This window comes from Komagataeibacter kakiaceti JCM 25156 (genome assembly GCF_000613305.1).
In genome coordinates this window covers 1-11036 of the sequence record NZ_BAIO01000045.1, presented here as the reverse complement: position 1 = coordinate 11036, position 11036 = coordinate 1, and the positions used below count along the sequence as shown (strand labels likewise).

At 60.7% G+C, this 11036-nt stretch carries 16 protein-coding genes and 3 pseudogenes; 17 read left to right on the top strand and 2 right to left on the bottom strand.

All coding sequences use genetic code 11. The features are described from left to right. The 5 genes from JCM25156_RS29780 to JCM25156_RS05095 all read left to right on the top strand — a co-directional run. The coding region (locus JCM25156_RS29780) for a hypothetical protein (RefSeq protein WP_206777855.1) at positions 1–220 on the top strand (220 nt) is incomplete at its 5' end. Positions 221–292: 72 nt separating this feature from the next. Then, positions 293–1192, top strand: a complete 900-nt coding sequence (locus JCM25156_RS05110) for an ArdC family protein (RefSeq protein ID WP_025812354.1) — start codon at positions 293–295, stop codon at positions 1190–1192. A gap of 57 nt (positions 1193–1249) precedes the next feature. After that, a complete protein-coding gene (locus tag JCM25156_RS05105; RefSeq protein ID WP_242402487.1) occupies positions 1250–1633 on the top strand; it encodes a hypothetical protein in 384 nt (127 codons plus the stop codon). Next, positions 1630–2019, top strand: coding sequence for a hypothetical protein (locus JCM25156_RS05100; RefSeq protein WP_025812352.1), 390 nt, complete (start codon positions 1630–1632; stop codon positions 2017–2019). Before JCM25156_RS05105 ends, JCM25156_RS05100 begins: the two co-directional genes overlap by 4 nt. Then, on the top strand, positions 2016–2522 hold the full coding sequence (locus tag JCM25156_RS05095; RefSeq protein ID WP_025812351.1) for a hypothetical protein: 507 nt from the start codon (positions 2016–2018) through the stop codon (positions 2520–2522). Before JCM25156_RS05100 ends, JCM25156_RS05095 begins: the two co-directional genes overlap by 4 nt. On the opposite strand, the gene JCM25156_RS05090 is transcribed toward JCM25156_RS05095, so the two are convergent. Next, positions 2519–3031 carry a hypothetical protein gene (locus tag JCM25156_RS05090; RefSeq protein WP_025812350.1) on the bottom strand — a complete coding sequence of 171 codons (513 nt, stop codon included), beginning with the start codon at positions 3029–3031 and terminating at the stop codon, positions 2519–2521. The genes JCM25156_RS05095 and JCM25156_RS05090 overlap by 4 nt on opposite strands. A gap of 364 nt (positions 3032–3395) precedes the next feature. On the opposite strand from JCM25156_RS05090, the gene ssb reads away from it, so the two are divergent. From ssb to JCM25156_RS05065, 8 genes are all read left to right on the top strand, one after another. Then, the gene (gene ssb / locus JCM25156_RS05085) at positions 3396–3866 is read left to right on the top strand and encodes a single-stranded DNA-binding protein (RefSeq protein ID WP_025812349.1); all 471 of its coding nucleotides are present in this window, start codon (positions 3396–3398) and stop codon (positions 3864–3866) included. 579 nt (positions 3867–4445) lie between these two features. After that, a complete protein-coding gene (locus tag JCM25156_RS30800; protein WP_242402486.1) occupies positions 4446–4874 on the top strand; it encodes a hypothetical protein in 429 nt (142 codons plus the stop codon). Positions 4875–4888: 14 nt separating this feature from the next. Continuing rightward, positions 4889–5212 carry a DUF3991 and TOPRIM domain-containing protein gene (locus tag JCM25156_RS30795; RefSeq protein WP_242402485.1) on the top strand — a complete coding sequence of 108 codons (324 nt, stop codon included), beginning with the start codon at positions 4889–4891 and terminating at the stop codon, positions 5210–5212. Positions 5213–5226: 14 nt separating this feature from the next. Then, a complete protein-coding gene (locus JCM25156_RS30790) occupies positions 5227–5643 on the top strand; it encodes a toprim domain-containing protein (RefSeq protein WP_306301739.1) in 417 nt (138 codons plus the stop codon). Between the two features lie 82 nt (positions 5644–5725). After that, a complete protein-coding gene (locus tag JCM25156_RS30785) occupies positions 5726–6283 on the top strand; it encodes a hypothetical protein (protein WP_034958453.1) in 558 nt (185 codons plus the stop codon). Next, positions 6280–7860 carry an ATP-dependent helicase gene (locus JCM25156_RS21670; protein ID WP_242402484.1) on the top strand — a complete coding sequence of 527 codons (1581 nt, stop codon included), beginning with the start codon at positions 6280–6282 and terminating at the stop codon, positions 7858–7860. The genes JCM25156_RS30785 and JCM25156_RS21670 overlap by 4 nt, the downstream gene beginning before the upstream one ends. Then, the gene (locus JCM25156_RS30780; RefSeq protein ID WP_242402483.1) at positions 7847–8332 is read left to right on the top strand and encodes a 3'-5' exonuclease; all 486 of its coding nucleotides are present in this window, start codon (positions 7847–7849) and stop codon (positions 8330–8332) included. The genes JCM25156_RS21670 and JCM25156_RS30780 overlap by 14 nt, the downstream gene beginning before the upstream one ends. Before the next feature lie 130 nt (positions 8333–8462). Next, positions 8463–8897 carry a hypothetical protein gene (locus tag JCM25156_RS05065; RefSeq protein ID WP_025812347.1) on the top strand — a complete coding sequence of 145 codons (435 nt, stop codon included), beginning with the start codon at positions 8463–8465 and terminating at the stop codon, positions 8895–8897. Here JCM25156_RS05065 and JCM25156_RS05060 read toward each other — a convergent pair. Then, positions 8891–9496, bottom strand: coding sequence for a nuclease-related domain-containing protein (locus tag JCM25156_RS05060; protein ID WP_242402482.1), 606 nt, complete (start codon positions 9494–9496; stop codon positions 8891–8893). The genes JCM25156_RS05065 and JCM25156_RS05060 overlap by 7 nt on opposite strands. 111 nt (positions 9497–9607) lie before the next feature. Here JCM25156_RS05060 and JCM25156_RS32570 point away from each other — a divergent pair. From JCM25156_RS32570 to JCM25156_RS30765, 4 genes and pseudogenes are all read left to right on the top strand, one after another. Beyond that, positions 9608–9712: pseudogene (locus JCM25156_RS32570) on the top strand (zinc-binding alcohol dehydrogenase family protein); the annotation flags it as partial. Beyond that, a pseudogene (locus JCM25156_RS32565) lies at positions 9712–9969 on the top strand (cupin domain-containing protein); the annotation flags it as partial. The pseudogenes JCM25156_RS32570 and JCM25156_RS32565, both read left to right, overlap by 1 nt. 523 nt (positions 9970–10492) lie before the next feature. Beyond that, positions 10493–10654 (top strand): hypothetical protein, encoded by a 162-nt coding sequence (locus JCM25156_RS30770; protein ID WP_242402481.1) that lies wholly within the window; start codon positions 10493–10495, stop codon positions 10652–10654. Positions 10655–10776: 122 nt separating this feature from the next. Further along, positions 10777–11036: pseudogene (locus JCM25156_RS30765) on the top strand (hypothetical protein); the annotation flags it as partial.

The window sequence follows — 11036 nt, the reverse complement described above, 5'->3', positions numbered from 1 at the left end:
TTGCCCGCCAGTCTGGCCTGCGGTCGCCGGAAGGGGTCGAAACCCCCGAAAAAAGGATCTGGAAATGGCACAGAACCGCATCGCGCCGCCGTCCCGCCCTGCCGTCGAAATCGCCAAATTCGTCGCCATCGTGCTCCTCTGGACGGCCTCCATGGTCACTTTCCTCCTGCTGCCCGACGTCTTCCTCGATCCGTGCACGGGCATCATCGATCTCAGGTGACACCACCCTCGCCATCCGCTGCCCATCCGCGCCGCCCTTCGGGGCGGCGTCTGCATTTTCTGGAGACTGATCATGGCCAGAACCGAACGTACCGACATCCATCAGTCCGTCACTGACCGCATCATCCGCGAACTTGAAGCAGGAACCGTGCCATGGGTCTGCCCATGGAACCGCGCGAAATGCGGCATTGCCCTGCCGCGTAATGCTGCGACCGATCGGGCCTATTCCGGGATCAACATCCTCATGCTGTGGGGTTCGGTAGAGATGCAGGGGTTTTCTACCCAGAAATGGCTGACGTTCCGCCAGGCGCATGCGCAGGGCGGCAATGTCAGGAAAGGCGAGAAGGGGACGACGGTGTTTTATGCTGACCGTTTCACGCCAAAATCAGAAGCGGGTTCCGACGAGCCCCGCCAGATCCCGTTTCTAAAGCGGTTTACGGTGTTCAATGTTGATCAGTGCGAGAACCTGCCGGAGAGCATGGTCGCGCCGACCGCGCCGTTGCCGGAACGCGAAATCGTGCCGCACGCGGAAGCGCTGATGCGCGAAACCGGGGCGGACATTCGCATCGGTGGTGACAAGGCATTTTATGCCCCGGATGCGGACTTCATCCGGCTTCCGCCCCAGCAGTCCTATTTCAACCAGATCGACTGGTACAGAACCGTCTTTCATGAGATCGGGCACTGGACCGGGGCTGAAAGCCGGCTGTCGCGCACCTTTGGCAGGCGGTTTGGGGACCATGCCTACGCGGCCGAGGAACTGGTGGCAGAGATGACATCAGCTTTCGTGTGCGCGGAACTGCAGATCGAGCCGACGGTCCGCCATGCTGATTACATCGGGAACTGGCTGGAACTGCTGAAGGCTGACAAGCGCGCCATTTTCACCGCAGCGAGCGCTGCTTCAGCCGCGGCCCAATACATTTTCAGCCCATCGGCACGTCAGCCGTCCGTCGAGGACGTGGCTTCTGCCGCCTGAAACCCAACCGTAAAAACCAGTGCGCCCGCGAGGGCGTGCTGAGCGATGGAGTTCATCATGCCTGTCTTTGTCCTGATTGCCACTCCCGCCGTGCGCATCCGTTCCGACGGCTGCGCCATCCTTCAGGCGCTGCCTATGGAACACCTTGGTGCACGGGGGATGACAGAAGCCCGGACGCTCGCGGAAATCTCGACTGCCGTAACGCTTTACGGTGAGAGGATCGCCGGCGCGCATCCCGGGCGCTCATTTTCCATCAGTGTGCATATCCGTCGGGGCGATCGTAAGCCACGTGACTTTGATGCGGCTTACCGCGCTGGCGCCCTGGGGACGGACAGATGGGTTCTCATGGTCGATAACGACGCTGATGGCGCGCGGATCCTGCATGGACGATCCGCAGCCGAAACTGGAAACATGGCGTCCTGCAAAGGAGACGTGGCATGATCCGCCAGTATTATACGTCTCCATTCCAGGGCGGTAATAACCCGCTTCGGGTCGGGACCATCGCCAGCGGAACCATCTTCCGTCTTCCGGCTCCTGTTTCGGGACGTCCCTATCGGACCCGGCCGTGGATCGTGGAATGTTTTCTGAACGCCACGATGGGGGCGGCTGCGCTGAACCCCGTCACGGGTCTCTGGGAAGACCGTTATATGCGAGGCCGCTCGGATCTGGTCGTATTGCGCAGCCTCGCCAATGCCCGCCGTGTGACCATGGCAGTGCGCTATCTGGAAAGGATGAATGAAGAGGGCCTGGGGGAGGGGCATTATCCGGATCTGCCGGATGTGAACCGCTTTCATAACGGCTATCGATGCCGGAGCCAGGTGTCATGACGGCGGGGCCGATCCTGTGCGAGCGGCTTCGGATCCCGCCTGTCGACCCGGCTGTCCTGAAACCCACCCAATGGGCGACGGCCCAGCAAAAGGCAAAGCTTGGTAATGCGATCCTGCGGTTCATCGCACTCGGAATGCCTGCAGAAAAATTTACCCCGGCCCTGTATAACCGGCTGAGCAATATGTACGGATTTATCGCGCATTATAATCGGACCGGCTTCGCGCAGACATGGTTCGACAATGCAGCCACACGGCGCGATTTCCTCGATCAGGTTGCGCGATATCCCTGCTGGGGCGACCCGACTTTTGTCTGGTCGGATGTAGAGAAGGAAATCGGGCAGCGTGTCCGGGAAAACCTGCTGGTCGAGGCATGGACGACCCGTGCCCGCGAGGAACAGGTTGCGCGCGAGAAAGCAGAGCTGGCCCGTCTGCAGGCAAAGCATGGCGGAACAGCGACGGCAGCGGATGCACCCGTGCCCACCGTGCAACTCGGGCTGCTCTAGCTCTGGGCTATGCGCCAGGAGCCATGCCCGTCGAGGCACCTGCCCAGGAACGCCAGTGCGGCACGCGGATATTTCCGGATTTCCAGAACGCTGCCGGTGGGTACCTCCATGTGGTAGGCACCGATCCGGGTGGCGCAATGCGGCTGGCCGCGCAGGAATTTTATGCCCCTGCCGGTGCGAACTGCCTGCCGTGGACCAAAAACGCCGACAACGTGACGGCCACCGAGGTAAATACCGGCGTTGAACTGGCGCCACAGCGGTGCCCGGATATCCTGCTCGTCGACTTCGACCTGCACGGTGCAGCAGTTATGCCACGCATCTGGCGTGCCATCCACGCCATACAGGGTCTGGCAGAGCTGGCGGATCGCCTGCTCATGTTCGGGCAGGAAGGACCAGCCAATTTCCTTGCCGAGAAAACGTCCTCTGTAACGCCGGGCTTGGATTGCCAGTTCGGGATGAAAGTCGGCCTTCAGGGTGATGCGTCCTTCCGACGCAGTAATCACCGCCATGATGAACTCCCAATGTAGAGACAGGGAAATTCTAGGACGACTATCATAATTGTACAATAATAAATGACACGATTATGAGCGAAATAGAAAAATAAAACAGAAATCAAAATTCAAAATCCAAAAGCATGACCTCGGCCCCTGCCGGGTCTCTGACCTGGTTTTTGCGGTCTGAAGCGGTCGTCGTCGGGCGCAACCCCCAGGCCTGCGGTCGGGACGGCACCGTGAAGCCGCATGCGCGGCTTCCGCACCACTGCCGCCCCGAGGGGTTGCGCCCGCCGCCTGTGGCCCGCTTCCGCGCGACCGCACCAGGTCAGAGTTCCGGCAGGGGCCGGAGACGACCAGGAAGGAAAAAAGGAACAAGACCATGAGCCAGTCAGTCAATCGCGCCATCATCATCGGTCACCTGGGCCGGGATCCGGATCTTGCCGCACGTAGGGAAGGGGAGGGCAAAATCGCATCCTTCGGCGTGGCGACAAGTGAAACCTGGACCGATCGCGCCAGCGGTGAGCGACGGGAAAAAACCCAGTGGCACCGTGTCGTCTCTTTCAACGATCACCTTTCGGCTGTGATCGAACGTCGGTGCCAGAAGGGAACGCTGGTCTATGTCGAAGGCCATCTCGAGACACGCAAATGGACCGATCAGCAGGGACAGGACCGTTATGTGACCGAGATCATCATTGATCGGTTTGATGGAAACCTGAAGGTGCTGGCCAATGGTCGAAGCACGGGCGATGGACGTTTTGATGAAGAGCGTCCCTCGCGGAGCGCTGCACAGCGCCCCGTTCCTGCCGCAACTTCCAACGCGCAGGAAGTGGATGACGAAATCCCGTTTTAGGCCGCGTGGTGTTCCGGGTCGTCAACGACCCGGAGCATTGTGCCCGTTCAGGGAGAAGAAACTGCGGCTTCTGCCGCGCCAGTTCCCGTCATGAATACTTGTGAGGACTGACAGGCTGATGGCGCGGGCGATCGGGAAAGCCTGTCGGCCGACACCGGAACGCCGGTCGTCCGTCCACATCGGGGATGAACTGTGTCTCTCCTGTTTCTCCATCGGCCTTCAGGCGGGTTCGTGAACCTTATTTTTTCGTCAGTCGCATGATGTGGGCGCAGACGGGATCCTCCACAGGGAGTATCAGGCGTCGTGAGTGCCCGCTCGTCCATAGTCCCGGTAATGCGTGCGCAGTGGCGCGGGCATATGCCGTTTGCTGCCGCGTGTAAACTGCGGCCATTCGTGCGTCCTGTATTCTTTTGCAGTTCACGCAGAATAAAAACCCTCAACGCGGATCATCAGGACGCAATATCTCGACGAACCATACAGAGGTCGTCGTGTGTTTCCGCACGATCATCTCAAATACTCACCGTAAATACCGGAGCGGTCTGAAACACAATCCATGCTGTTCGTGAAGGAGTGTCTTTCATGGCTTACACGTCTTCCCCAGAAGCACAGCAAAGAGAACTTGATGAGCTTCGCAATGCTGTAAACTGCGCCGTTGTTCTGGAGAAAGCCGGATTCCGGCTGGATCGGCAGGCCACCGCGCAGCGTTCCGCCCGTAACCTGAAATTTCGCCGTGACAGTGAGGCCATTATTGTCAATCACGATGGCAAGGGCTGGTGGGACCCCAAGGGCGACGGCAAAGGTGATGTCTTCAAGCTTGTCCAGTATCTCGATCCCTCGAAGAACCTCGGTCATGTCAGGCAGGAACTTCGCGGCCTGATCGGCAGGAGCCCGACGCTCGAAGTTGTCGAGCGTACGAAGGGAGCCGGTGACAGACCGCGCCGCGATCCCGCTGAACTGTGGAACCGTCGTGCCGCACCCGGCAGGGGACGGCTGCATGGCGCTATCTGACGGAGATCCGTGGGTTGCCCGACCATATTGTCGCGATTGCCGGACAGCAGGGGGCGCTGAAGGAAGGCCCGCACGGAACCGCCTGGTTTGGCCATCGGGATGCGGACGGGCAGTTCACCGGCATGGAAATGCGCGGGCCGGATTACAAGGGGTTTTCGACGGGCGGCATTGGCAAGCGTCTCTTCGGTTTCCGGGCCGACGGGGGAGAAGCGCCCGTGACGCGCCTTGTCGTCACCGAGGCGGCCATTGATGCATTGTCCTTTGCAGCACTCGATCGCTTCCAGCAAGGAACGCTCTATACCTCGACGGGTGGCGGCATGAGCCAGAGAGCGAAGTGAACCTGAAACGGGTCATGATGCAGGTCGCCGCCCAGCCTGAAGCGCGACTGGTTGTTGCCGTTGATAACGACCCGCAGGGGGATCGTTATGCCGGGAAATTCGCTGCGATGGCACGGGACGTCGGTCTCTGGTCAGGACGGATATCTCCGAAAGGGCCGGGAGAGGATTGGAATGCGGTCCTGAGGACCCGCAGGGAAGGAATGGAGGCAGGTTCTGTTCCCGTTGCGCCCTTGTGCCGCCTGTCCGAAGTCCTGGGTTCAGGGGCGAAAGCGCAGCCGGAGACGGTTTCCCCGTCATGGCTGGGTCAGGCCGAGGCGCACGGCATGCAGCGGCCGCTGCGGGTTTCGGTTCCCTCATTGCCTGCTTCGTCTGAACCTGTCGAGAAGCCTGCCGGACCACGGCTAGGTTCATCGCCGGGGATGTCCTTGTGAGCCAGCGTGAATCCTTTCGGCTCACCGGGCAGACGGCATCGCGGGCTGCAGGCTTTGTCCAGATATATGCAGGCCTGCGCGCATGCCCGAACGCCTATGCCAGGGTGGCGACGGATATGTGGAATTACGTGGCGCGTCGGTTGCGGGGCAACGCGCGGCCTCGATGGCTCGAGGCCGGGACTTGGCAGGCCGCATCGCCTCCTTCACCGACGATCACGGGATGATCGTCATTTACGGCTGGCATGCCACAGAGGTGGGCGCCGAACGGTCCTGCGCGCAGGATCATCTCACACAGGAGAGGGTCATGGGATCTGTTTCAGACTATGCGGATCGGGGGATCGCGCGTCTGGCGATGAAGGTAGACCTTTCACGGATGTTTGTCCGGTCGCCCCTGGCCCAGACCATCTGGAACCGCCACCTGCGCCAGCATTTGGCGCAGGCCGAAGATGATCCCCCGATACCGCAAAGTGCAGTCCGCCTCTACGAACGGTCGGGCTGTCCTGTCGGCCTGGTTATCGATGGACGCTGGGAACGCAGGCTTGGGAACTGGGATCTTTCCTATCCGGCGACGATCCTGCTCTCGACCGGTAAGATCACCACGACCCCGGGTTGCATGGCGGAAGGGCTGGAAGAGCTATGACCGGTAATCTTCCCGTTCCGCGTGCGCTTGCGCCAGTCCTTGATAGCCTGACGCCAGAACAGCGGCGCGCGGCGATGGCGCTGGGATATGTTCTGGTTCTGGCAGGGGCAGGCACCGGCAAGACCAAAACCCTGACAGCCGGGGTCGCAACCCGCGTCGGACTGCATGGCATGGTTCCTGGCCAGATCCTCTGTGTAACCTTTACCAACAAGGCCGCCCAGGAAATGCGCAAGCGCATCGGAGACGTTCTTGGGACGTACTCGGTACCCACATGGCTTGGAACGTTTCATGCCCTTGCGGCCCGACAGCTACGGGCCGAGCCTGAAGTGGCGCAATTGCGTAGCGGTTTTGACATTCGTGACGCCGAGGACAGTCTCGCCATTGTCCGCCGCCTGATCAGGACTGTCCCTAAGGAAAAGCTTCCCGTGCCGCAGGAAGGAGCGCCAGGAGATGCGAGACAGATCAAAAAAATGGCCGAGCGGATTGCGCGGCTGAAAGAGGATCTGATCACACCGGTGGCTGCTTTCGCGCATGTTGAAAGCCTGATCGGCAGGCGGCAGTCGGCGAATCTCCATGTGGATCACGAAAGCTGGCGCTTTGTCGTCGGGTTGTATGGTCGTTACCAGGCGATCCTGCGCGAGCAGAACGCGGCGGATTTTGGTGATCTGCTGATGTGGCCGACCCTCGCGATGCTGCATGATGCGGCATACCATCGCCGGTGGTCCGCCCGTTTTACGGCCGTGATGGCGGACGAGTTTCAGGATGTGAACCGCGCCCAGTACCTGTGGCTCACGTTGCTCAGCAGGACGTCTGGTGAACTGTTCTGTGTGGGTGATGATTCCCAGAGCATCTATTCCTGGCGGGGGGCGAAAGTCGGCTTCCTGCGGAACTTCCCGCGTGAATTTCCTGCTGTGAAGACGTTCAAGCTCGAGGAGAACTTCCGTTCTACCAGCAATATTCTTGATGCGTCGAATGCGGTGATTTCATTTGACCCGTCGCGGATCGAAAAGACACTGTTTACACGTCGGGGCGAGGGCCTCCCGATCGAGGTTCTGGGGTTCTCCTACGCCACCGAGGAAGCTGCGGCGATCGTCCGGGAGATTGGCCGTCGCGCAGCGACCGGCGTCGCCTGGCATGACATGGCTATCATTTACCGCCAGAACCGGCTTTCCCGAACGCTGGAGGAAGCATTGCTCCACGCCCGTGTCCCCTACGAGATCATCGGGGATGTGGGTTTCTATCGGCGTACCGCCGTCAAGGACGCTCTGGCCCTGCTGACGCTTTGTGCATGGCCCGATGAGCGCAGGTCGGACGAAGCCTTTCGGCGGATGGCCAACCGGCCCCCGCGGGGCCTTGGCGCCAGGGGCCTGGGGAAAATCGAGATAGAGGCTTCGGCGGGGGGGGCTGTCGCTATGCGCGGCGGCCACACGGACCCGGCTGTCCCCGAGATGTGCCGTGGCGCTGCAGGGATTCGTCCAGATTCTCAGACAGATCGGATGTCGGGAAGGGGAAAGCCTTGGGGAGCGCCTTACCGGCCTGCTCGAGGCAACAGGGTATCTGGACATGCTGCGGGCTGATGATTCGGATGAAGCTGCAACCCAGCGCGAAAACCTCGTGGAACTGATCGAACTGGCCCAGGGTTTCCGGCGCGTGGAACACCTCCTCGAACATGCGGCACTGGCAGGCGGAGCACCTGGAGAAAAAGGTCGTGATCGCGTTCAGCTCATGACCATGCACCGGTCGAAAGGACTGGAATTCCGGCATGTCTTTCTTCCTGCATGGGAAGAGGCGATTTTCCCCGGTGCGATGTCGCGCAATCCCGGAGAGGAGCGTCGCCTTGCCTATGTGGCGCTGACCCGGGCCATGGAGCAGGCCACGATCACGTTCTGTGATTATCGCCAAGGCGGATCTTCCCGTCCGAGCCGGTTCATTGACGAAATTCCACTCGAGAACCGGGTCAGCAGCTGGAATCATGGTAGGAACGAACCACCTCAGTCTGACGGCCGTTGGAGGCAGGTTGATCAGGAACTGAATGCGCTTGGCTTGTGAATGCGGACAATGCATGCTCCGGCAGCGGCGACATGCGTTCGCGTGGCCGGGGCATTGCACCAAACAGGCTGGTTCCGTCCGACGCTTCGGTCTTAAATTGCTTTTCTTTTGGTCGAAGGACGTCTGCTTTATGGCGAAAAAGCCAGTGCCGCCGATTGAGCCCGATGACTGGGATGATGACGAGGCGGGTTTCCTGCAGCCCCTGGAGCCACCGCCGCCCGTCCGGGATCCGACGGATCTCAGGCTGCATACGCGCCAGCTCGCCGACCTTCTCCGGGCCAGATTTCCCGACAGATGGGTCGGTGTGGAAATCGGCACGCTTCCGCTTCGGTGTGAGGACGACCTGTTCTCCGATTTCATCGACCTTGGAGATGGCCTCGGGGTTCGCCTTGATTATGATCCCGAGGAGCCGGAGCGTGTACTCTGGATCAGTGCCGGCAACCGTGACCATGGTGGTGAGCCGCTCGATTTTCCCCGCGATAGTGAGGCCTGTCGCGGGCGTATGCTTTCAACTGCGGAAATCGCGGAACTGCTCGATTTTCTCGACAGGGAGGCCGCTTACTGATGCCCGCTGGCATGGCAGGCAAGCCCGATGCGCCGCCATGCGTCAGTCAGTGTGCCCCGCGGCACGTTGCGCTCAAGACCATGTAGCAGGGTTTCCAATCCGGAAAGGGAAAGGGTGCAGGCCACAAGCGCAGGTGACAGGACCGCAGTTCCCGTCATCACAACGTGGCTGAAGACCTGGATGGTCGGGTCCACGAGGCGGGCCAGCGCGTAGACGGCCCGGCAATGGGCGGCATTCTGCATCACCGGGCTGTAAATCAGCCGGGGCGGGGCGTCGGGCGCCTCGCCAGCAAAACGCTGTCGCCACCGTTCGTCTTCCGGGTGTCCGGTCAGTTCGCCGCCATACCGCTTTGTCTCCACGACATGGATGCCCCTTGAGCCGAGGAACAGATGGTCAATCTGGGTCGTCCTGCCGTCACCCGTCGGCAGTATGGCGTCGTGCAGCACGGCCAGGCCGCTCCGGTCGAGCACGTGGGCTACGGCGCTCTCTCCTTTCTCGCCCTGGATGGCGGCGCGAAAGGATCGCCAGACCTGCGCCTCATGGGCCGTCAGCCGGCATCTGCCGGGAGGCTTAATGCGATGACGTCGAAGTCGTGCCACGCAGTTTCCCCCTGTGGTTCCATGGCCCGATAGCGTGTCCCGTATATCTGTCCGTCATGCGACTGGGGCGGGAAATACCAGGAACCGTCTATGTTCCGGGTGAAGGGCCGGGTCCTGACCGATGTCACGGTCATCGCCACCGCCTCCCGGCCAGAAACACGCGACTGGGTAAAACCCCTCGGGGCACATCATGTGGTGGATCACAGCAGGCCTCTTATCACACCCAGTGTGATGAAGTCCTCCATGTCCTTTCGGGAGAAGGGACATTCTGGATTGACGACCCGGCTGAGGAAGCGCCGTTTGTCCCCGGGCACCTGCTGGTCTTTCCGCGGCGTGCGGTGCGTGCGGTGCCGCGTATCCTGCGTGATCCTGTCATTTTTCTTGCCATCGACACACCGCGCCGGGCACCGGATGACGTGGTGTTCGTCAATCCTGCCGAAGGCACGCCTTCCGGCTTCATCAAGAGTATCTGAAGTAATGCCGCGGGTCACAGATGAACTGGATCTGTGTCCCTGCAGTGCATGCCCGCAAAACGCGGCGTAAGCCAGGGCATCTGGAGACGGTTTCCTTTCCCGAAAGACCTGGTCCGGGAAACATCTCTGTTCAGCAGGAAAAAAATGAAAATCAGGGGCGGCCCCTTCGGGGTTCTCTCACTCTGGTTCGCTAAGCGGCTGCGCCGCTAACCTCACTGGAGCCCCCTGCGGGGTCTCCACGCTTTCGCGCAACGGTTCGACCGCTCGCCCTGGGGTTCTTCAGAATGAATACTTGTGAGATTCCCGATAATACTGCGATTAATAAAATGGGCATAAGGAAATAAAGGGAATAAAAACAGAAGTAAACTAATGTTTACTTCTAATTCATTGTCTTTTTTATTGCATTTATAGTCTGTCTGTACTATTCTTTATTTGTGGAGAGGGAAATGGTTCCCGCCACAGACGCCCCGCCCGGTGGTGGAACACCGGACAGGGCTGACGCCAGACAGAAAGGCCTAGTTTCATGTCCAACGCTACCAACACAATGACCGCCGCCCTTGCTTCCGCGCAAGAGAAGAAAGCCGCCAGCAAGGCAAAATCGGGCCAGAAGGCTCCCGCTGCCCGCCGCTTCGAGGAAGCGGCCCGGCGCGCGCCTGTCATCACCATCGAGGCCGCCGAAGCCTGATCCCCGTTCCCGACCAGATCACCAAGATCGTTTCCCATTTCGGCCTTGAGGACTTCGACGCCGACGCCCTCGCGGAAACGGCCCGGCAGGCTTTCACCGTCATCGCCCGCAGCCTCTCGCCCGTGCTGGTCGTGACCACATGGAACGGGGAGCAGAACGACAAGGGGCTGGAAATGCACCTCCAGCGCATGGCGGGTGCCGCTGTCGCGTCCGCCTTCGGGGCTGCCCAGTTCTATGACGCCAAGCGCGCGCAGGCCCGCGAACTGTCCTCACAGTTCAACGAGTATCGCGAAGAGGACCGGATGGCGTCGACGGGCTGGAAAACAGGGCGGCCAACGCCCGCCGCTTCGCAGCCGAGCAGGGGATCAAGGCCGCCGCTCTG